A 20,942-nucleotide genomic window follows, 5' to 3' on the forward strand; every position below is an offset into this window, starting at 1 on the left:
CGATAATCGTATGCGCAGCGCGGATCAGCCGGTGCGCAACAGATATTTGTGCATGCCCGAGAGGACGAGTTCGCCCTTTTGATTGTGGACGGTCACGCTGGTCGTCACCTGGCCCTTACCGTCCATCGGCTCGAGCGCGACGATCTCCAACGCGGAATACAGCGTATCGCCGGCATGAACCTCGACCAGGAATTTCGCGGACAGTTCGGTGAAGGCGATGAACACCGCGCCGAACGTGTGCGGAAGCAACGTCGCACCCGGCGCGGTGAACGCGAGTACCTGCAAGCCGTGGACGACCGGCGCGGGATGGCCGTACCGCCGCGCGTATCCGACATCGTAATGGATCGGATGGTTGTCGCACGAAACCGTCTGGAACGCGGACGCATGGGCGTCAGTCAGTGTCCGGCTGGGCGCCCGGAAGATTTCGCCGACCTTCAGTTCGGCAAAGGTTCGCGCCGGCACGATCTGCCAGTCGGTGGGTTCGAATACGAAGCTCATGCGATGGTTTCCTTCGGCGATGGCGATGCGTAGACGCAGCGCCTGCTCAAATCCTCACGTCGTGCGGAAAATGGAAACCGGCACGATACGAAGGCGGGAACGTGTGCGTGCGATCAGGGTTTGATCATGTCGCGCGCATAATCGAGGCCGATGCCGTAACCGCCGCCGTGATCGACGACGATGCTACGCGCGGCTTCGTAGGTATCGTGACGCGTCCAATCCCGCTGCATTTCGAGCAGAAATTGGAGCCACGACGTCATCACCGCGCCCGCCTGCTCCATTCTGCGCAACGCCGCGTCATGGCTGGCCGGCGTCAACCCGCCGCACGCATCGGCAACCACGTGGACCGCGTAACCGTCCGCAAGCGCGGCCAGCACCGGAAAGCTGACGCAGGCCTCCGTCAACAAACCTGCGACGACCAGCGTCTTACGTCCGGTCGCCACCACTGCCGCTTTTGCCGCATCGTCTTCCCACAGGTTCATGGTGCGTCGCTCGATCGGCGTGACGTTCGGCAGGACCGCGCGCAGCGGCGGCATCAGCGGGCCGCTATACACTTTCGATGCCGATGTGCTGACGACCGTTGGTATTTCGAACGCGACCGCGGTTCGCGCGAGCGCAACCGCGTTGCTGCGTAGCGACTGCCGATCCGCAGAACCGGCTGCGAACGCGAGCCCGGCCTGCTCGTCCACCAGAACCACCGTGCAATCGGCGGGAGTAAGAAGCGTTTTCTCGGCCACGACCTATCTCCAATAATCTCGGGGACGAGATACAGGACGCCTCGGGCTAAATCAGTGGGATAGTATCGAGGCTGGCGTTCAACATTGTTGAATAGCTCTGTCGCGGCACCGCCGGGCCAATCGATGCGCCGCCGCGAAGCTGCCCCCGGTAACGGTCAAGCCTGTGGCTCGATGACCGTGAGCGCAGCTCGAAACTGCGCTTCTGCACCGTCGAGATGCGCAATGCCCGCGTCGAACGTCCAAGACCGCAAGGGCGGCCGCGAAGCGAGTTCCAGCGTGGCTGTGCGTTCCAGCCGGCGCAACGCGGAATTGAGACCGCCCAGCATCGCCGCTGGCGTATCCCCTGTCGCCTTGATGCCCGAATCCAGCAGACTGGGCGCGAACGCGACCGAGGCGACGCGGCGCTCGTGCGCGATGCCGGCCGCCAGCATGACGGACCGCTCCATCACCGATGGCGTCCACGCGAGCGGATCGCCAAGGCCGATGATCAGCACCGCGGCCGAGCCGATCTCTGCCGGAAGCTGGTCCAGCACGAGGAAGTCCATGTCCTTCGCGCGAAAAACCGTCTCGGTCCTCAACCGTAAGAGTGCGCCCCCGAGCGCCACGTCGAGATGCAGCAGACCTCCCGCAATCGATGTCCCGGGCATTTCGCGCTCGAACATGCATACGCACGATAAATCGACCGCGGCACCGACCCCGTCCCATCCCGCCACATCGACGGCAACACCTTTGAGCGAACCTATCGCCCGCCGATCGATCGTCACAATCCTCGTCCTCGCACTCTTTCCAGGTTTAGATATCAGACAGGTCTGTGAACTCCTGATCTTGCTTGCCGTACTCGACGAACTGACGGAGCAGCCACGACCCGGCTGGACCCGGTGGCAGATCACGACGCCACACGCCGGCGAAGCGGTACATGCCACCAGGATGGTCCGGCATTTCGAGCCGAACCAGCGTGCCCGATGCGAGATCGCCTTCGATCATCGGCAATGGCATATTCCCCCAGCCGATCCCCTCCCGCAGCAGTGAATGCTTGGCGCCAAGATCCGCGAGCCGCCAGGTTCGCGGGCTCATGACCGAAAAATCCCGGCCTTCGGTGAGCGGCGAGCGATCGGTAAGGACAAGCTGGATATGTTCCCGCCCGGCGCCAGGCGCGATCCGCTCCATGCGCGCAAGCGGATGATCGGGTGCGGCGACCGGAACCATCGGTACCGAACCCGCCGATATGCATTCGACACCCTGCACGCCCGCGGCCAGCGGTCCGGAAATGCCGACCACCGCGTTCTGATCGAGAACCAGCGCCGTCACGGCGCCAAGCGCCTCCACATGCAGACGCAAGGTAACCGTCGGGAACTCCACGTTGAAGGCGCGCAGGACGGAACCGACTCTGGCGGCCGGCAGCATGACGTCGAGCGCTAGATTGACCTCTGCCTCCAGCCCTTCCAGCAGCCCTTTCACCTTGGCGCGCAGACCATCGAAGCCTTCGCCGATCGTCCGGATCTCAGCGAGGACCGCGCGTCCGGCCACCGTCAGCTTCGGCTTGCGCGTGCCTTCGCGATCGAAGAGCCGTACCCCAAGTTGCGCTTCAAGATTGGCGATGCCGTAGCTTATCACGGAGACGGCACGGCCGAGTTGACGGCCTGCACCGGCGAAGCTCCCACTGTCGACCACTGCAAGGAAGGTTCTGAGCTGATCGTAGGTTGGGGTGCCAGGATTGACCATTCAAGTTCCTCGAAGGTTTCCGTCAATATCATCGCTTGGGTCGGGCAAGTCGAGCTGGGCCATCTGCAACGGGCTTGCGAGGCAGGTCGCTACCGCAGGCGACGCAACTCCAGCCGGGTCGGCCCGACCCGCACGACCTGGAGGGAAAGCAAGGCCGATACGCTTCGGGCGAAGTGTTCAGGGTCGCCAGCGCGGAACCGCCCGGACACGCGAAGCTGTGCGATCTTGGGATCGGGAACGACGAGTTTGAGCGCGCTACCCTGGTTGATCGCCGCTGCCGCAGCGGCAAGCGTCACGTTATCGAGCTGGACCAGTTCGCCGCCCCCCGCCTCTCCGGGGGGGACCCGCGTGATGACGTCAGGCTTTCCGGGGCGTGCGATCAGTTGCTCGCCGGGCCGCAACACCCTTGTGGCGTCCCCCCCTTCGATACGGACGCTGCCCTCGAAAAGAACGACACGCATTGCCCCATTGCCCAAGGCAACCTGGAAACGCGTGCCGATATCGAGAATGCGTCGGTCCCGCGCAACGACCTGGAACGGGCGCGACGCATCGTGCGCCACGGCTAGCGTCACCGTTCCGCGCTCCAAGGTCACGACCCTGCTCTCAGCCGACATCGATGCCCGAGCCAGGGTATCGGCCCCGAGCGCCATCGTCGTTCCGTCTGCGAGCGCGAACCGCTGCGGGGTGGGTTTCGTCTCGAAAATCTGGTTCTCGGGAGTTGCACCCGGCGTCGTCGCGATCCCTCCGCCCGACGGTACCGGGCGGCGACCGAGTTCTCGACCGCCAGCTATCAGCACAACGAACACCGCTACCGCGGCCGCCACCGGGCGCCAATGGTCGCGCACGTCATACCAGCGCGACACCGGAGGAACCGCCAGCGCGGCATGGCGAAGTTCCGCGAGATCCGCATCGTCCGCCGTGTCGAACACACCCCAGGCGCTTTCGACGGACTGCCAAGCCGCTCGGTTGGCCTGGCTCTGCTCGAGCCACTCCTCGAACAGCCCTGCCTCCAACGGTATCCCCTGATCTTTCTGCACGCACCACAACGCGGCGGCCTCTGCTGGCGACAGTGTCGCCAAACGCCCCCTGGTGATCGGCTCGCTCATCGCAGATCTCCAACTGAGGCGAGGTGCGCGACTGCACGCACCATATGCTTTTCCACGGCGCTCACCGAGATACCGAGACGCTTCGAGATATCGAGATAGCGCATGCCCTCGATCCGCCGAAGAACAAAAATGGTACGGGTCCGGTCGGGGAGCTGGTTCAGTGCCGAAAGCACGGCGTTGAGCGTCTCTCGTCCAGCTATTATCCGGTCGGGCGCGAGCGCTGGCTCGGCCATCCTTTCGGGATCGAGCTCGACATGCGCATCCGCGTGACGGACTGCGCGGCGGCGCTGGCGATCGGTGAGCACGCTCTCCGCGACCTGAAAGGCATAGCCGCGCAGGTTCGCGATTTCGACCAGGGCGCCACGCTGCGAAAGTCGCAGAAAAACCTCCTGCACGAGATCGTGGACGTCTTCTTGCTCGCGGACACGATGTCTGAAATATCCGGTCAGCAGCGGGCGCAACGCATTCAAAGTGGCCCCACTCGGCGAATCGTTACCGGATATATCGTCAGACCAAGCCACTCGGGTGGTTTGCGGCACGCGCGGGCCGAATACCAGCCGCTCCGCGCGGTGGTTTTCGGACGGTTTTCGGCGACCCTGGCGTAGCAGCATTTCCATAGCCGGCACGACGCACGCCGTCGTCAAATCCACACTCGACCTACAAGTTTGCAGCTACCGTGAGATCGAAGCGCCGCCGCCGCGGATCGAGATAGGTGTTGTACGCACCAGAAGCGTTCACGACGGTCTTCGGGCGAGTGTCAAAGGCATCCTGCACCCCGAAGCGGATGCTCATTGCACGAGGGCGACCCGCCAGACCACCATCCGCGATGGAGACGCGGTACTCGACGGCGAGGTCGAACGTTGCCTGCGCCGCGATATCCGCACCGCCCTGATGCACCACCGCATATCGCTCGTCGATATCCTGGAGGAATTCGAGGGCGCTGGTTATCCGGTACCTGCCGGTCAGTTGCGCGTCGGCGGAAAGGGTTAGCGGTCCCGCCGTGAAGCGCGCGCCCGCATTGCCCCGAAACGCCGGCGCACCGTCCGTCACACCGACATAATTGCGGCTCGGTAACCCAAAGCCGATGATCCGTCGAAAACGAGGCTGCCACGCCGTGGCCGCGTGCACCGCGATGATGCCGGCGCCGTTGAGCGAGAAGCTGAAATCCATCAAGCCATCGACGGAATCGGTGACGGTCCGGCCGTTCTGCAAGCTTGAGCTATCGACGCTGGTGATGAGCCCGCCGGTGTAGCCAAGCGCCGCGTCCGCGCTGGTGAGCGGTTGCCGCACGACACGATCGGGGTAGTCCTGTTCGTTCGCGATGAAATAGGCGGAACCGTTGGCCAGAGTCACGACATCCTCACCGCGCTTTTCGATGTGGGTGAAATCGACCGACACACGCAGGTTAGGCACGCCCTGTGGCTGAAAGACGATACCTGCGGACAGGCTTTGGGCCCGCCCCGGCCGCGGGTTCGGGGCGCCGCCCGACACCTCGTCAAAGAATTCGAACGTTCCGGGCCGCTTTGGATCGTTGAACGTTAATCCGGGCAGTATGTACCGCGACAAATTCGAAACGGTAAGGGGCTGCTGCCCGGTCGAGATGCTGCCCCGGAGAAGGAGACCCTCGATCGGGGAGAACTTCAGACCTGCCGTGTAGACGGTCCCGGTATTTCGCACCGTGCGCGTGCCGCCGCCATCGACCGACAGCGCATTCTGGATGGCATCGGTCGTAGTCCAGTCTCGCCGCATGGCAAGCTGGACCTCCAGCCCGCGCAAGGGGCGGAAGCCGGAGAGCGCATCCACCAAGGGTGCGCGAACCTCCCCGTAGAGTGAGCTGGTCACTTGCCCGTAGTTCGGACGAGCCTCGACAATCTCGTCTGAAAGGAGGGGCGAGTAGGAATGTCGGCTCGCGTTTGCCACGCGCTCGCTTCGCCGCTCCGCGAGCAATGTTGCGCTGAGATCGCCGCCGGAAAGCGACAGTACCGGGCCGGCCAGCCTCAACGACGCGTCGCCGAAGACATTCCGCGCGTGCGACGTTTCGCCATAATCGCCGAACAACCCGGCAAAAGACTGAAGATATGCCGAATAGTCACCGAGGGGATTGCCGATGTTGCCGCCGTAATATGCGTTAATCCCGGCAAGCGTGAGTTGCTGCCCGCGCGAGACATAGCTGCTGATGCCCGACCCGTGGCTATAGTCGCCCTCCGCGCGCCACGCGCCCGGGAGTTGAACGATCACGCCACCCGTCAGTCGGGAAACGCGAGAGCTGAAGGCGTAGCGGATCGTCTGCGAGGGCTGAGGCGCATAGACGGTGACGGCTTGGTCGAACGGATTCCCGGGATCGTCGGCGCTGAGCTTTATCGTATTTTGCGGATACCCTGTCTGCGCGGTGCCCTCATTGTCGAAATGGAGATAGTCCACGAAAAGCTCGATCGGCCCCAACCGATGTCTGGCGCTGGCGATGAAAGCGGTGGTGCGCCGTCCGGACAGCAAGGTCTGACCATCACCTGACGCATCCGGGCTCGGGTTGGGATCGATCTTGCCGGCGTTTTCGATCAACACCTGGACAAGTTCAGCGCTGGATCGCCCATCCGCCGGCGGCACGAAGGTGATCTGCGAACCCAGTGTCGCGCCGCCGAACGCGGATTTCAGCCGCAGAACATCTCCGCCGCTTGCAGCGACCGTCAACGACGCCGATGGCGGCGGCCCCGCCAAAACGAAATAGCCGGGATCATTGGCGAATATGCGGGCATTGGCGCGCTTTTGGTAATCGCGATCCCCAACATCGAGCCCGCCGAACGTCGATCGGGCGTATTCCACCATCACATCGGTCGATCCGTGATCGGGGGTGAAACCAAGCCGCAGGTCCACCCGACGCGTGGGGGTGTCGCCGCGGGCGGTGACGCCATCGGTCACCGCAACGTCGATGCCGCGATAGTCACGCCGAAGCACCAGATTGACCACACCGGCGGTCGCGCCGGGGCCGTAGATGCCGCCGGCCGTCGCAGTGATCGCCTCGACCCGTTCGATCGCTTCGAGCGGAATCGCGTTCACGTCTGATTGATTGAACCCGTTCACCGGCCCCGGCATCATGGGAAGGCGGTGGCCATCGACGAGGATGAGGGTCTGGTCCGTCCCGAGACCGCGCAGGTTGATCGACGATGCGGTCGAACCCTGAGCGCCAGCCCCCTGCTGCGACAGCGTCGCCCCCTGATCGTTGGCAGGAAACCGCTTGCCGGCAAGCTCTTCGATCGTCGAGACATGGGACGCTGCGATGTCTTGACGGGTAATCACCTGATACGGACGAACGTCGTTTTCGGTGCGGCGAACGTCGGTGTTCTGGGTCCGCTGGCCGATGACAAGAATGTCGGGAATGGCTTTCGGTTGCTCGCTGGACCCGACGGACATGGCGGTGATGATGAAACTGCCTTCGCCGGTTTTCTGGACGGCAAGCGGAGAGCCGGCGAGCACCAGGGCGAATGCCTGTTCTACGGTCATTCGCCCGGAAACCGAGGGCGCCCAACGCTCACCGATCACGCTTTGCGAAAATAGAAGCTGAATTCCATAGCGCTTCGCGATCGATTGCACGCTAGACGATAGCGGTTGCGCCGGGAGCGTGAGTGTACGCAAAGCGTCCTCTGGCGCCGCACGCGCGATGGAGGGCACCGTCAGCGCGACGATCCCCAGATAGACATAGCGCCACATGACCCCTGTTCCGCCCCTAAGCTACTCTGACGTCCTGAACAGGTCACCGACGCGCAAGGGCGCATAGTGGACCATCGCTCGCCAACCTCGATAATACCCAACCCGTTGCAACGGCTTTTCGGAAATGTGGAGCGTTTTGCAACGTCTTGTTCAGCTCAACCGCTCCCGGTTCATCGAAGGCTTCGGATGTCACGTTAGCAGACGTGACCCTTTAACGACCTTCGCAAACCCCGGAAGGCATCGCTTGGCCGCCGTCAGCAGCTCCGGGTCGCGCCCACAGAACTGCCGACCTGGCGCATCGATTGATCTGTTCCCAACAGAGGGATCGACCAGCAAGGCTCAGCATCATCGGCGCGACGCTCCGAGCAGCGTTGGTGCGTCGATCGTGAACTTGAAGCCGAACACAAGGGCATTGCCGATATTCTTCGTGCGGAACGGCGCGCCAGTCTGGTCGGGGTGCAGGATATACTGGATATTGGGCGAGATGCGTACGGCGGGGCTGAGTTGCGCCCCATACGCCAGCTCCATCATATATTGGTGGCGGCGGATATTGCCGTCACCACCCGCCGACATTCGCGCGGTGCGCATCCGCTCCATGGCGAGGTCGCTGAACTGCTGGTCGTTGATAAGAAAGCCGATCGTGTCGGCATCACGCCCCCGGAAGGTGCCGGTCTGGAGCAAGCCGAGTTCGAGATAATGGCTCTCCTCGACGCGGCCCGTGAGATTGGTCATGGCGACCCCGAACACGGCCAAGCCCCGCTTCGAATTCGGATCGGGACGGGTCAGCATCTGGTCGAACCGGAAATAGAGTCCCGAGCGCCCATGCAACGTCGCGGCCGGCTTGCCGGTCAGGATTGCGATGCCGCCCGAGGCATCGCGCACCGGATCGGCATAATCGCCGCGGTCGAACCAGCCGCCGAGGATATAATGGCCCGGCAGGCGCGTGGCGTAGCTGTCGTCGGCATAGCCCGCTTCCCACGGTACGACGACGCCTGTCGCATTGCGCGTGCTGAAATTGAACCCGTGGTCATCGGCGCGCTTGCGATCGGGATTCACCTCATAGACGCCGGCGTGGAGGAACCAGCGCGGCGTGAACTGGACACGCGCCTGCGCCATCCAACTCGACGCCGGGAAATAGGTGAAGTTGCTGTTCTTGAACACGAAGGTCGGGTTGCCGCAGGCAGAGTTCGTCTGGAAATTGCAGTAGAGCGGGGAATTCAGAAAATGGATGTTCGCCTGGCTGCGACCGGCTTCGATGTCGAGGCGGCCATCGAACAGTTTCTGCTCCCAGGTCAGGATGGCAAGGTGGGTGTTTTGCGTGCCCCACACTTCCTGAACTGAAGTATTGTTGCCGATCGCGATCGCCGAAAGGCTGTCGCCATGCCGGTTGGTGACTGCAAAATGGATGGTGCCACCGTTGATCCCGACGATATGATCCATGTCGAAATCGGCGCCGACATAGACCTGGCCAGTATAGGCGCTGTCACGCCGCAGGCCCCCGCTCACATTGCCGGCGGCCTCGCCGGTATAGCTGAGCGCCAGCGCGATGCCCTGCGCAGCCAGGGGCTGGAACGGGCGCACCGTATCGGCCTCCTGGTTTGGCAAAATCGGCGGTGGCGGGGTGGCCGGATCGGTGACGGTGCTATCCTGGGCATACGCCGCGGGTGCTACCACGAAAGACAAGGAGAGGACGGCGACGCCTGCGGTGCAGGCGCCCTTGAGCGAAGCGAGCATGGGTCGAGTTCCTTCGGGCCGGCCGCGCCGGCCTCAGTGGCGGGATTTCACGCGGTGGCAGGGTCTCTGTGAGACGCCTTGAGCACCCCGACCAGCACCGCCGTCAGCGTCGTTCCGGCCACAATCGCTGCGGCATACGCGAGCAGGTGCGTGACCGCGCCGGGAATTGGCAGGACGAAGATGCCGCCGTGCGGCACCTTCAGTTCGACGCCGGAGGCCATCGAGATCGCGCCCGCGACAGCCGACCCCGCCATCAGCGATGGAATCACACGGAACGGATCACGCGCCGCGAATGGGATGGCGCCCTCGGTGATGAAGGACAGGCCCAGCACGCCCGCCGCAGCGCCCGCTTCGCGCTCTTCGGCGGTGAAGCGGTCGCGGAACAGAAAGGTCGCGAGCGCGATGCCGAGCGGCGGGGTCATGCCGGCGGCCATGGTCGCGGCCATCGGCGTATAGACCTGGGAGGCGACCAGCCCGACCGAAAAGGCATAGCCGGCCTTGTTGACCGGGCCGCCCATGTCGAACGCCGACATGGCCCCGAGGATCACCCCGAGCAGAATCGCGCTCGATCCCTGCATCGAGCGCAGCCACTCGGTTAGGAACGCGAGCGCTGCGGCGACAGGCGTTCCAACCGCAAAATACATGAGCAATCCCGTCAGCAGCGTACCGAGCAGGGGCAGGATCAGCACCGGCTTGAGACCCGTCAGGTTCTTCGGCAGCCTGATCCAGCGGTTGAGCTGGTCGACGCCATAGCCGGCGATGAAGCCGGCGACGATGCCGCCGAGGAAGCCGGCGCCGAGCATGGCGGCGACCATGCCGCCAATCATGCCGGGTGCGATGCCAGGCCGATCGGCGATCGAATAGGCGATATACCCAGCGAGCGCCGGCACCATAAGCGCGAACCCACCCTTGGCACCGATCAGGAACAGGGTGTGGGCGAGCGTGCCGGCAGCGGCATCATCATTGGCGTGGATGCCGCCAAGCGCGAAGGCGAGCGCGATCAGGAGGCCGCCCGCCACCACGAAAGGCAGCATGAACGACACGCCGGTCATCAGGTGCTTGTACGGCCCCGCGCGCTCCTTCGCGCCCGCTGGCGCGGAGCCCGCTGCGGCGCCCGCACCGCCCTGAACCGTCGCTTCGGCGAGCGCCCTCTCGATGAGCTTCGCGCCGCCGGTGATCGCCGGCTTGGTGTTGCTTGCGAACACGCGCTTGCCCGCGAAGCGCGAGCGATCGACTTCGCGATCCGCCGCAATCAGCACGATCTCGGCGTTGGCGATCTCTTCGTCGGTCAGGGGCGTGCCGGCGCCGACCGACCCCTGAGTCTCGACCCGGATCGGATAGCCGAGCTGCTTGGCGCCCTCCTGCAAACCTTCCGCCGCCATGAAAGTATGCGCGATGCCGGTCGGACAAGAGGTTACGGCGACGATCGAGGGAATCCGCGAAGCCAACACCGCGCCGTCGTCAGCCGCGTCGCGGAGCGCGCCGGCGGGGTCGGTCAGCACGGCATCGAGGGTCAGATGCCGGTCGGCTTTCCGGCCGAGCGCGCCTTCGTCAGCGCCGACGAGCAGCAAGGTCGTGCCATCGTCGGGCACCACATCGAGCGGCTGCCGGCGATCGCGCACCTTGATTTCAAGCGGACGGCCTTCGGTTTGCGCGGCCTTGCGCAGGGCTTCCGCCGCCAGCACGGCCTGGATATCTCTGCCCTCGCCGTCGATTACGGCCAATAGTCTCTTCATGATCCTCTCCGCTTCATGATCGTTGTCAGGCGATCTCCAGTCGCGAGACCGAAACCTCCGCAGCGAGCGCTTCGATGGCGCCGCGCGCCGGCAGGTTCGGCCCCGCCATTCCGAGCTTGCCCCCCGCGAAGGCGGTCGCGAGCCGGGCAAGCCGCTCCGGTTCCGCATTTTCGTGAAGGGCAGCGGCGATCCCGGCGACCATCGCGTCGCCGGCGCCGACCGTGCTGGTTACGTCGCCGAGCACCAGTTGCGTCGCGACCGTGCCCTCCGCCGACAGGAACAGCGCGCCTTCGGCGCCCATCGAGACCACCACCAGTTCGACGCCGCGATCCAAAAGCCCCCGGGCGGTGTCGATCAGCGCGGCGCGATCCGCAAAGGGATGCCCAACCCAGGCGGCAAGCTCATCCCGATTGGGCTTGACCACATGGGGCAACACCTCGGCTTCGAGCGCGCGCTCGAGCGGCAAACCGCTGGTGTCCAGCAGAACCCGGCAGCCCGTACCGCGCAACTGCCGCACGAGCATGGCATAGATACCGCTCGAACAGCCGGGCGGTACGCTGCCCGACAGGATGACAAGATCGCCGCGCTGGACTGCTGCGCTGAGCGTCGCGACGACCATGTCGACTTGGCTCTCGTCGACCGCGATGCCGGTCAAATTGATGTCGGTGGTACCGACCCTGTCGACCAACTTCAGATTGACCCGGGTCGATCCGGCCACGCGGACGAAGCGATCATCGATCGCCTTCTGGGCGAAAAGCTGGTCGAACGGCGCGGCATTGTCGCGCCCCAGCAGGCCATGCGCGACGACGTCCAGATTCCAGTCGGCGAGACAGCTTGCGACATTGACGCCCTTGCCACCGGCATTCTGGCGGACGGCTGTCGCGCGGTGAACCTCGCCTGGCACGAGCCGGTCGAGCGTAACCGTCTGGTCGATCGCCGGGTTGAGGGTGACGGTATGGATACGCATCAGGCCACCGCCTCGCCAAGCGCGCGCACCTCGGCCGCCCCCTCCATCTCGACGGCGCGGCGGGCGAGCGCCTCGAGTGCGGTCAGATCGGAGGCGCGGATGCGAGCCTTCACCGCCGGAACGTCGCGCGGAGTCATCGACAATTCGGTGACGCCGAGGCCAACGAGCAGCGCCGCCCCGAACGGATCGCCGGCGATACCGCCGCACACCCCGACCCAGCGGCCATGCGCCCTGGCGCCCTCGACCGTCATTGCGATCAGCCGCAGCACCGCCGGGTGGAGACTGTCGGCCTCGTTGGCGAGATCGGGATTCTGGCGGTCGATGGCGAGCGCATATTGCGTCAGGTCGTTGGTGCCGATCGAGAAGAAGTCGGCATGGGCGGCAAGCGCCCTGGCCTGGACGGCGGCCGCCGGTACCTCGATCATGATACCGATCGGCACGACCGGCGCGTCGAGTTCGACCCGGATCGCCTCGCAGCGCTCACGCAACCGGACCAATTCCCAGGCCGAGGTGATCATCGGAAACATGATCGACAGGTCACCGCCCGCCTTCGCCGCCCGGTAGAGCGCGCGTAGCTGCGGATCGAGCAGGTCGGGGCGACGCAGCAACAGCCGCGCGCCGCGCACGCCGAGGAACGGGTTTTCCTCCTTGGGCAGATCAAGGTGTGGCACCTGCTTGTCGCCGCCGATATCGAGCGCGCGGACGATCAGTGGGCGGCCGTCCAGCGCGTCGATCATGCCGCGATAGATCGCCTCCTGCTCCGCTTCGTCCGGCGTGTCGCCGCGTTCGAGGAAAAGGAATTCGGTCCGCATCAAACCGACGCCTTCGCCGCCCTGCGCCAGCGCGAACGCCACCTGATCCGGGCGATTGACGTTGGCGGCGACCGCTATTTCATGCCCGTCACGCGTCACCGCCGGACGGCTGCGATCGGCGGCTTCGGCGAGACGTTTTTCCGCCAGGTCAGTAATCCATGCCTTTGCGGAATCGAGGTCGGCGTCGGTCGGGTCGAGCCAGACGCGCCCGCTGTCGCCGTCAACGATCACCGCCGTCCCCGGCGGTAGCGCGAGAAGATCGGCGCCGCCCGCGACGATCGATGGCAGGCCCAGGGTGCGTGCGAGGATCGCGCTGTGCGACGTGGGACCGCCGAGTGCGGTCGCGATGCCGACCACACGGTTGGTATCGAGCGTGGCGGTGTCGGACGGCGACAGATCGGGCGCGATCAGAATCGCTGGCGCCTCCGGCAAGACGGCGAGCGACCCTGCGGCCAGCGCCGGATCTATCGCGGCGAGGACGCGTCGGCCGACATCATGCAGGTCGGCGGCTCGCGCCGCGAGAACCGGATTGCCGAGCGCCGAGAGCTGTCCGGCGATCCGGCCGACCGCCTGGTCCCATGCCCAGCCGACGCCATGCCCTTCGACCATCAACTGACACGTCAGCGTGATGAGATCGGTGTCGTCGAGCAGGTCGGCCTGCGCCTTGAAGATCGCCGCATCGGAGGCGCCAAGCCGCCGCGTGGTTTCGTCCACCAGCGCCTTCATCTGCGCGCGCGTGCGGGTCAGCGCCTCGTCCAGCAAAGCCCCGCCGGTCACGAGATCGACCGGCTCGTCCGGCACCACAAGCTCGGATGGAGCGAGGACGTGGACCTTTCCCACGGCAAGCCCCGGACTTGCCGCGACCCCGACGATCGCCTTCAGCGCGGTTACGGGCTGCCAGCCGCGCACCGCGACGCTCGCCTTGGCCGCCGCGCGCGCGGCGTCTTCCTTCTCACGCGCGGTCAGGCGGCGAACCACGGCCAAGAAGGCGTCGAGCGCGGCGCGCGCATCCGGGCCGTCGGCAGAGATGGTGACCGCGTCGCCCGCCTTAAGCCCAAGCTGCAGCAACGACACGAGGCTGCGCGGATCAGCGGTCTCACTGCCATGACGGACGCGTAGCCGCGCTGTTGCCGCGCGCGCCGCCTCACCCCAGGCCGAAGCCGGACGGGCGTGAAGCCCCGCCGGATACTCCACCGTCCACTTGGCGGTCTCGCTGAAGTCTTCGGCCGCTGACGCGGCGGCGGAGGGAGCATTCTCCTGGAGCGCGGATGTGATCACCCCCGCATCGTCGGTAGCGACGAGCGACTGAATCCGGGCATCGTCCTGAATAAGCCGGGTCAGCCGACGCAGAATAGCGATGTGGCTGTCCGAATTGGCGGCGATGCCCACGACGAGATGTGCCGTCTGCCCGGGGTTCCACTCGACACCGTCGCGCAGTTGCAGGATCGCGATGCCGTCACGGCGGACGAGCCCCTTGTCCTCGCCAAGCCCATGCGGAATCGCGACCCCGGCGCCGAGGAATGTGTTGGCCACGGCCTCGCGGCGAACCATGCTCTCCTCGTAGCCTGGCGCAACGCAGCCAGCAGCGATGAGCAATTGTCCGACCTGGCGGATCGCGTCTTCCTTGTCAGCGGCGCGCGCGGCGATACGCACAAGCTCGTCGGCGCGGGTCAGCGGTTCGGCGGAAGCGGGCATTTCAGACGACTCTCCACGTATTCTCGTTGACGATGAGAAAACGTTTTCTCGCAATCTTTGTCAAGAGGGTTGCGAATTAGGGAGCAAAGGATGCAGAATGCGCATCTGGGAACAGCGCGTTATCCCGTAATGAGAGATCGATTTCTTATGGCTGTCGGGATCAAGGATGTAGCGAAAGTCGCACAGGTTTCGCCTGCCACGGTGTCTCGCGTGCTGGCCGGGCGCCCGGTCGATCCCGCCATGAAGGATCGGGTGCAGGCCGCCGTCAAATCGACCGGCTACCGGCCCAACCTGGCGGCGCGCAGGTTGCGTTCGCAGCACACGAACACGATCGGTCTTATCGTCGCCGACATCCGCAACCCCTATTTCACCTCCGTCTCCCGCACGATCGAGCGGGTCGCCGCCGAGCGGGGCTTCAGCGTGATCCTCAGCAACACCGATGAGGATCCCGCTCAGGAAGCGAAGTATCTCGAGTTGATGCAGCAGGAGCGCGTGGCCGGCGTCATTCTCGCCCCGTCCCGCCAGCGAGTCGATCGGGCGGGTAAGCTATCGCTCGATTGCCCGGTCGTGCTGATCGACCGCGCGATGCCGCAGACCGGGCATGACTGCGTGCTTCTCGACAATGAAGCCATGGCCGCGTTGCTGGTCGAGCACCTCCACGCAGAAGGGCATCGCCACATCGCCGGATTGTTCGGCGCTGCGAGCAGCACCGGCGTCGCGCGCCGCGCCGGCTTCGAGCGCGCTGCCGACCAACTCGGCATGAATGCGGCAGCCGTCGCCATTCCGCATGAATCAGATGCAGCAGAGCGGGTGGTCGCGGAGCTTCTGCAGGGCGCCAAGCGGCCTGATGCGCTCGTCGCGAGTAACGGCGTCATGGTGTTGACGGTGTTGCGTGCGCTGCGCACCCTCGGCCTCGACGTACCCCGCGACATTGCTCTCGCTGGTTTTGATAATAATGACTGGATGGAATTTGTTGGTGAAGGACTCACGGTCATCGAACAACCTGTCGAGGAAATCGGCCGCACCGCGATGACCATGTTGTTCGACCGCTTCGATCATCCCGGCGGCCCTGCGCGCCGTGTGGTTCTGGACGGACGCCTGATCGCCCGCGGATCGAGCACGCTTGCGGGCAATGTCGGACGACGCGGGCTCATGCCTCCACAACCGTCTTTATGAACTGCTCGGGTTCGATTAGGTGTCCAGCCATTCAGAACGTCAGGGCGATCGCCGAAGCGACCGCATTCGCCCACCGTCCAGACCTTGCCGACCGGATCATGACCCTTGCGCGGAGACAGCCCGATGAATGAAACGAATGACCGGAACACCGCGCGAGCACCAACGCTGTCCCGCTTCCTGATCGATCAGCAGCGCAAGCCCGGCTGCCCTTGTCCGGCCGAACTGCGTTTGCTCATCGAAACGGTTGCCCGCGCGTGCAAGGCGGTGGGGTATGCCATCTCGAAGGGCGCGCTCGGTGACGTGCTGGGGACGCTCGGCAGCGAGAATGTCCAGGGCGAGGTCCAGAAGAAACTGGACGTCATCGCCAACGATCTGCTGCTCGACGCCAACGAATGGGGCGGGCACCTTGCCGGCATGGCATCCGAGGAGATGGAGACGATCCACCCCATTCCCAATCGCTATCCCAAGGGCGAATATCTCCTCCTGTTCGATCCCATCGACGGATCGAGCAACGTCGATGTCGATCTGTCGGTCGGCACGATATTCTCGGTGCTCCGCGCCCCGGCCGATTGCGCCGGACGCGACGTGACGGAAGAAGACTTCCTACAGCCCGGCCGCGATCAGGTCGCCGCGGGCTATGCGATTTACGGTCCGCAAACCTTGCTCGTGCTGACAGTGGGTACCGGCGTTTACGAGTTCACGCTCGATCGCGAGGTTGGCTCCTGGCGCCTGACGGATGGTCCGCTGCGCTTGCCGGCCGGCACGCAAGAGTTCGCCATCAACATGGCGCGACGGCGGCAATGGTCGCCCGCAATCGCCCGCTATATCGAGGATCGCATCATGGGTTCGGAAGGGCCGCTCGGCACCGACTACAATATGCGCTGGACCGCCTCGATGGTGGCCGACATCCATCGCATCCTCAAGCGCGGTGGCGTGTTCCTCTACCCATCGGACCATCGGCACCCCGGCAAGGCGAGGCTGCGCTTGCTTTACGAGGCCAATCCAATGGCGTTGCTTATCGAGCAAGCCGGCGGTGCGGCAAGCGACGGCTCGCAGCGCATCCTCGACGTGATGCCGGTCGGATTGCATCAGCGGGTGGGGTTCATTGCCGGCGATGCGCAAGAGGTTGCCACTGCGGTACGTTAAGAGACTTGGGCGCAGCTAGGATCCATAACCGCTATCCCATTGGCGCGGATCGTGCAGCGCACAGTGGGCCAGCGCACTTGCTAATCCACGCCTTGGCTTCCTCAAGAATGACTTCGTCGTTTCGACCAGCCTCGGTCACTCCCGTTCCGCAGAGAATGCCCGCTTACAACGATACCGGTCATCGACCACCGGCAAGCGCGGCATTCGCCCGATCTGCGGAAAGGTCGATCTTCGTGCCGGCTGCCTTGCGTTCCGAATACCGGTCGACCAGTTGGCCCGCATGGGGCCGCATGAGCACGGTGATCCGCACCAGCTCCTCCATCACGTCAACGATCCGGTCATAGTAGCTGGACGGCTTCATACGCCCCGCCTCGTCGAACGCCTTGTAGGCCATGGCGACGGAGGACTGGTTGGGGATGGTGAACATCCGCATCCAGCGCCCAAGCAGGCGGAGCGTGTTGACCGCGTTGAACGACTGCGAACCACCGGACACCTGCATGACGGCAAGCGTGCGCCCTTGCGTCGGGCGCATGCCGTTCATTTCCAGTGGCAGATGGTCGATCTGCGCCTTGATGATGCCACTGATCTGGCCATGCCGCTCCGGGCTGCACCAGACTTGGCCTTCCGACCACAGCGAGAGTTCGCGCAGTTCATGGACGGCGGGATGATCGTCCCCGGCGACCTGATCCGGCAATGGCAGATCGGACGGATCGAAGATGCGCGTTTCGGCGCCGAAGACCTGGAGCAGCCGCGCCGCTTCCTCGACGGCGAGCCGGGAAAAGGAGCGTTCCCGCAGCGATCCATAGAGCAGGAGAATGCGCGGTGGTGGCTGGTCATCGCCAAGACCGAGCGCCGGACGCGCGATGGCATAGTCCGGATCAAGCGCGGGGAGATGGTCGGGGTCAGGCAAGGTGCGGATGCGGCTCATGCGCGGTCCTCTATTGGGCTGCGGAAGATGATCCCGGCGGCGAAGTGGGCGGCGATGGCACCGATGATCTGCGCGGCCACGAAGGCCGGTACGCAGGAGGGGGCGATCCCCGCGAAGCTGTCGCTCAGCGATCGCGCGACGGTGATGGCGGGGTTGGCGAAGCTGGTGGACGAGGTGAACCAATAGGCGGCCACGATGTAGAGGGCGACGCTGGTCGGCGCACTGTCCGGGCGCGTCCGCGCCGTGCCGAGGATCGTCAACACCAACCCGAACGTCGCGACCGCCTCTCCGGCCCATTGCCCCGGGCCATCGCGCAGCTTCGTGGACAGTTGGAGCAACGGCATGTCGAACATCACGTGGGCGAGCCACACGCCGATGACGCCGCCAACCATCTGGGCTGCGCCATAGGCCAGCGCCGCGCCGGTGCGGATGTGACCGCGCAGGCGCATGACGAGTGTGACGGCGGGATTCATGTGGGCGCCCGACACCGGCCCAAGCATCGTGATCAGCACGAACAGGATCGCGCCGGTCGCCAGCGTGTTGCCGAGCAGCGCGATGGCGACGTTCCCGCCCGCCAGTCGCTCCGCCATGATCCCCGAGCCGATGACGGTCGTGAAGAGCAACAGGCTGCCTAGCGCCTCGGCGAGGACAGCGCGGCGGTTCACGCCTGGATGCGATTGCCGGCGGCGTCGATGACCTGCTCGCCGTCCTCCTTGGTGAAGGCGCCCCGCTGTGCACCCGGCAGGATATCCAGCACCACCTCAGACGGGCGGCAGAGCTTTACGCCGAGCGGCGTCACCACCAGCGGCCGATTGATCAGGATCGGGTGCGCCATCATCGCGTCGATCAAGGCATCGTCGGTCAATGTCTCGTCACCGAGCCCGAGGTCGGCGTAGGGCGTGCCCTTCTCACGCAGCAGGTCGCGGGGCGTCATGCCGGCGCGCGCGATCAGCTCCACCAGCAGCGCGCGCGCCGGCGGCGTCTTCAGATACTCGATGACGTGCGGCTCGATACCGGCGTTGCGGATCATGGCGAGCGTGTTGCGGGACGTTCCGCAGTCGGGATTGTGGTAGATGACGATGTCGGTCACGGGGCTGGTCCTTCAGCAGCAGGTGAGTTCGGCGAGCAGCGGCTCGCACAGGTCGGCGCGGCCCCCGCAGCAGTCCTTGGCGAGGAAAATCATGAGGCCGCGCAGCGCGTCGATACTGACGCGCTGGATCTGCCGACGTCCACGCTTTTCGGAAACGACGACCCCGGCCTTCACGAGAACCGCCAAGTGGGTGGAAAACGTACTCTGGCTCAACCCACTGGCCTCGACCAGTTGACCGGTGGAGAGGCCGCCAGGCTCATGCTGGACCAGCAACCGGAAGGTCGCGAGACGGGTGGGATGAGCGAGAGCTGTGAGAATCCCAAGAGCCGTATCCGTTTCCATGTATCGGAATTAACCGATGCGATGATAAGAGTCAACAATGCATCGGCATATCCCGATGCATTGTTGACGCCCGCTCTAACCAAGAGCCGCCGTTGATAGCGCGGGTGGCGAACGCGCCCCAGGGCACGACCATTCGCCGATCCTCGGAAACTTGCTTTGTATCGTAGTTCGAATACCGTGCATTCCGCCGAACCGAGCCGGCAAGTATCGGTTTTCGGACGAAAAGTTTTGGTCTCTCGAGGTATCGAAAGAAAAGCGGATCGATCAGAACCACGGCAAATCAGCCGCTTGTCGGGCCGATCCGAATCCCTCCCGCTCCGGCAAACATCCGTTGTCAGCATTATGGTCACGACCGGCCTTATAACCGCTCGCCCCGTTTATGGCCCGGCGCGGCGTGTTTTGCTTCGCACTGATACGGTCGATACAGTCTTGCGGCGCAGAGTACATGCCGTGATCCAGGTAAATCCCTGCCACTTCGGCCGATCTTGTGAATAATCCTGCGATCGTGTAAGTCATTACTATTCGTACCACCGGATTTCAGAAGCACGGTGCGGACCGACAGTAAATCAGAAAGCTGCCGCTCATGAGACGGAGCTTTCACATGGCTCAGCATGATAGCACCCATTCCGAATGCCGCTGCTGGGTGTCGGATCGGAAGGCTCGCGATACTGTCACCCTATGCTCGTGGTCGCCACGAAATGCCGCGATGATCTCGGCCTGACGGCGCCCCTACCGCGCATCAACCTGCGCGGCGAGGCGTTTACCTTCCCTGTGAGGATGGCCGTCAGCCCGACCCGCGCGATGGCCACGCAATAAGGAAGTCATCATGTCTGTTATAGCGATTCCGCCGACGGGAGATTTCCACCCGGCGCTCCGGCGCCTTGCAGCGATGGTCGAGCTGACCGACGCCGACCGCGTCGCGCTGCGCGGCGCGGTCGGCCGAGAGCGGAGCGTCAAGGCGCGCGGCGAACTGTTGCAGGAAGGCAAGCCGATCCGCGAGCGCCTGCTTGTCCTCTCCGGCTGGGCTGCGCGGGTCCGCATCCTTCAGGACGGCCGGCGGCAGATCATCAATTTTCTTCTGCCCGGTGATCTGATCGGCAATTGCAGCCATGCCAATCCGTTGGCGCCATCGACAGTCGCCGCGCTCACCCCCCTCACCGTATGCTCGCTCCCCGATCCGGCGACCTCGCCGACGCTGTGCGAGGCCTATGCGCTGAGCGCCGCGACCGAAACCGCCTATCTGATGGCGCAGATCGTCCGGCTGGGGCGCATGACCGCGTCCGAGCGCGTCGAAGACCTTCTGCTCGAACTGATGGAGCGGCTGGAGATCACGGGCCTCGCCCGCGAGGGCCATTACGCGATGCCGATCACGCAGGAGACGATCGCCGATGCGCTCGGGCTGACATCGGTTCACGTCAACCGCATGTTGCAGCGCTCGCGCCAGGCCAAGCGATTGCGCTGGGCGCGCGGCGCGATGGAGATCGCCGCACCGGCCGAAATGCGCCGCGACGTCGGCCGTATGCCGGTCCGCGTCTCGCAATGACGCTT

At 64.7% G+C, this 20,942-nt stretch carries 18 protein-coding genes; 3 read left to right on the plus strand and 15 right to left on the minus strand.

Features of this window, described 5'->3' with window-relative positions:
• Positions 1-24 precede the first annotated feature (24 nt).
• The 11 genes from PX554_RS10260 to ptsP all read right to left on the minus strand — a co-directional run bounded on the left by PX554_RS10260 (position 25) and on the right by ptsP (position 14,712).
• Positions 25-498 (minus strand): MaoC family dehydratase, encoded by a 474-nt coding sequence (locus tag PX554_RS10260; protein ID WP_093219513.1) that lies wholly within the window; start codon positions 496-498, stop codon positions 25-27.
• Positions 499-611: 113 nt separating this feature from the next.
• The gene (locus PX554_RS10265) at positions 612-1,235 is read right to left on the minus strand and encodes a hydrolase (RefSeq protein ID WP_275501345.1); all 624 of its coding nucleotides are present in this window, start codon (positions 1,233-1,235) and stop codon (positions 612-614) included.
• Positions 1,236-1,390: 155 nt separating this feature from the next.
• Positions 1,391-1,999, minus strand: coding sequence for a macro domain-containing protein (locus PX554_RS10270; protein WP_275501347.1), 609 nt, complete (start codon positions 1,997-1,999; stop codon positions 1,391-1,393).
• Positions 2,000-2,027: 28 nt separating this feature from the next.
• Positions 2,028-2,957, minus strand: coding sequence for a LysR family transcriptional regulator (locus PX554_RS10275; protein WP_093219521.1), 930 nt, complete (start codon positions 2,955-2,957; stop codon positions 2,028-2,030).
• A gap of 89 nt (positions 2,958-3,046) precedes the next feature.
• Positions 3,047-4,063 carry a FecR family protein gene (locus PX554_RS10280; protein ID WP_275501352.1) on the minus strand — a complete coding sequence of 339 codons (1,017 nt, stop codon included), beginning with the start codon at positions 4,061-4,063 and terminating at the stop codon, positions 3,047-3,049.
• Positions 4,060-4,713 (minus strand): RNA polymerase sigma factor, encoded by a 654-nt coding sequence (locus PX554_RS10285; RefSeq protein ID WP_176786970.1) that lies wholly within the window; start codon positions 4,711-4,713, stop codon positions 4,060-4,062. Before PX554_RS10285 ends, PX554_RS10280 begins: the two co-directional genes overlap by 4 nt.
• Positions 4,714-4,720: 7 nt before the next feature.
• Positions 4,721-7,768: a TonB-dependent receptor gene (locus tag PX554_RS10290; protein WP_275501360.1), complete on the minus strand. Its 3,048-nt coding sequence runs from the start codon at positions 7,766-7,768 to the stop codon at positions 4,721-4,723.
• Positions 7,769-8,113: 345 nt separating this feature from the next.
• The gene (locus PX554_RS10295; protein WP_275501364.1) at positions 8,114-9,502 is read right to left on the minus strand and encodes a carbohydrate porin; all 1,389 of its coding nucleotides are present in this window, start codon (positions 9,500-9,502) and stop codon (positions 8,114-8,116) included.
• Between the two features lie 47 nt (positions 9,503-9,549).
• Complete coding sequence (locus tag PX554_RS10300) at positions 9,550-11,238, minus strand: PTS fructose transporter subunit IIC (RefSeq protein ID WP_275501366.1); 1,689 nt, start codon at positions 11,236-11,238, stop codon at positions 9,550-9,552.
• Between the two features lie 25 nt (positions 11,239-11,263).
• Positions 11,264-12,205 carry a 1-phosphofructokinase gene (gene pfkB, locus PX554_RS10305; RefSeq protein ID WP_275501368.1) on the minus strand — a complete coding sequence of 314 codons (942 nt, stop codon included), beginning with the start codon at positions 12,203-12,205 and terminating at the stop codon, positions 11,264-11,266.
• Complete coding sequence (gene ptsP / locus PX554_RS10310; protein ID WP_275501370.1) at positions 12,205-14,712, minus strand: phosphoenolpyruvate--protein phosphotransferase; 2,508 nt, start codon at positions 14,710-14,712, stop codon at positions 12,205-12,207. The genes pfkB and ptsP overlap by 1 nt, the downstream gene beginning before the upstream one ends.
• 147 nt (positions 14,713-14,859) lie before the next feature.
• Between ptsP and PX554_RS10315 the strand changes: the two genes are divergently transcribed.
• Entirely contained in the window at positions 14,860-15,888 is a 1,029-nt protein-coding gene (locus PX554_RS10315) for a LacI family DNA-binding transcriptional regulator (RefSeq protein WP_093219543.1), read from the plus strand.
• A 123-nt stretch (positions 15,889-16,011) separates the two neighbouring features.
• Positions 16,012-17,034, plus strand: a complete 1,023-nt coding sequence (locus PX554_RS10320) for a class 1 fructose-bisphosphatase (protein ID WP_093219545.1) — start codon at positions 16,012-16,014, stop codon at positions 17,032-17,034.
• Between the two features lie 178 nt (positions 17,035-17,212).
• Here PX554_RS10320 and arsH read toward each other — a convergent pair whose 3' ends face one another.
• Genes arsH through PX554_RS10340 form a run of 4 tightly spaced genes read right to left on the minus strand, consistent with a single transcriptional unit; the run spans position 17,213 to position 19,394 of the window.
• A complete protein-coding gene (gene arsH, locus PX554_RS10325; RefSeq protein ID WP_275501374.1) occupies positions 17,213-17,962 on the minus strand; it encodes an arsenical resistance protein ArsH in 750 nt (249 codons plus the stop codon).
• On the minus strand, positions 17,959-18,627 hold the full coding sequence (locus tag PX554_RS10330; RefSeq protein WP_275501375.1) for an aquaporin: 669 nt from the start codon (positions 18,625-18,627) through the stop codon (positions 17,959-17,961). The genes arsH and PX554_RS10330 overlap by 4 nt, the downstream gene beginning before the upstream one ends.
• Positions 18,624-19,052, minus strand: a complete 429-nt coding sequence (gene arsC, locus PX554_RS10335; protein WP_275501378.1) for an arsenate reductase (glutaredoxin) — start codon at positions 19,050-19,052, stop codon at positions 18,624-18,626. The genes PX554_RS10330 and arsC overlap by 4 nt, the downstream gene beginning before the upstream one ends.
• 12 nt (positions 19,053-19,064) lie before the next feature.
• A complete protein-coding gene (locus tag PX554_RS10340; protein ID WP_275501379.1) occupies positions 19,065-19,394 on the minus strand; it encodes an ArsR/SmtB family transcription factor in 330 nt (109 codons plus the stop codon).
• A gap of 826 nt (positions 19,395-20,220) precedes the next feature.
• Here PX554_RS10340 and PX554_RS10345 point away from each other — a divergent pair.
• Complete coding sequence (locus PX554_RS10345) at positions 20,221-20,937, plus strand: Crp/Fnr family transcriptional regulator (protein ID WP_275501381.1); 717 nt, start codon at positions 20,221-20,223, stop codon at positions 20,935-20,937.
• Positions 20,938-20,942 lie beyond the last annotated feature (5 nt).

The organism is Sphingomonas pollutisoli (genome assembly GCF_029167165.1).
In the GTDB taxonomy this organism is placed as follows: Bacteria; Pseudomonadota; Alphaproteobacteria; order Sphingomonadales; family Sphingomonadaceae; genus Sphingomonas; species Sphingomonas pollutisoli.

Excerpts from the sequence above, each read along its gene's own strand:
- PX554_RS10315 (WP_093219543.1), top strand. The coding sequence starts at position 14,860 with ATGGCTGTCGGGATCAAGGATGTAGCGAAAGTCGCACAGGTTTCGCCT.
- PX554_RS10340 (WP_275501379.1), bottom strand. The coding sequence starts at position 19,394 with ATGGAAACGGATACGGCTCTTGGGATTCTCACAGCTCTCGCTCATCCC.
- PX554_RS10345 (WP_275501381.1), top strand. The coding sequence starts at position 20,221 with ATGTCTGTTATAGCGATTCCGCCGACGGGAGATTTCCACCCGGCGCTC.
- PX554_RS10300 (WP_275501366.1), bottom strand. The coding sequence starts at position 11,238 with ATGAAGAGACTATTGGCCGTAATCGACGGCGAGGGCAGAGATATCCAG.
- PX554_RS10320 (WP_093219545.1), top strand. The coding sequence starts at position 16,012 with ATGAATGAAACGAATGACCGGAACACCGCGCGAGCACCAACGCTGTCC.
- PX554_RS10290 (WP_275501360.1), bottom strand. The coding sequence starts at position 7,768 with ATGTGGCGCTATGTCTATCTGGGGATCGTCGCGCTGACGGTGCCCTCC.
- arsH (WP_275501374.1), bottom strand. The coding sequence starts at position 17,962 with ATGAGCCGCATCCGCACCTTGCCTGACCCCGACCATCTCCCCGCGCTT.
- PX554_RS10280 (WP_275501352.1), bottom strand. The coding sequence starts at position 4,063 with ATGAGCGAGCCGATCACCAGGGGGCGTTTGGCGACACTGTCGCCAGCA.
- PX554_RS10275 (WP_093219521.1), bottom strand. The coding sequence starts at position 2,957 with ATGGTCAATCCTGGCACCCCAACCTACGATCAGCTCAGAACCTTCCTT.
- PX554_RS10295 (WP_275501364.1), bottom strand. The coding sequence starts at position 9,502 with ATGCTCGCTTCGCTCAAGGGCGCCTGCACCGCAGGCGTCGCCGTCCTC.
- pfkB (WP_275501368.1), bottom strand. The coding sequence starts at position 12,205 with ATGCGTATCCATACCGTCACCCTCAACCCGGCGATCGACCAGACGGTT.
- ptsP (WP_275501370.1), bottom strand. The coding sequence starts at position 14,712 with ATGCCCGCTTCCGCCGAACCGCTGACCCGCGCCGACGAGCTTGTGCGT.
- PX554_RS10260 (WP_093219513.1), bottom strand. The coding sequence starts at position 498 with ATGAGCTTCGTATTCGAACCCACCGACTGGCAGATCGTGCCGGCGCGA.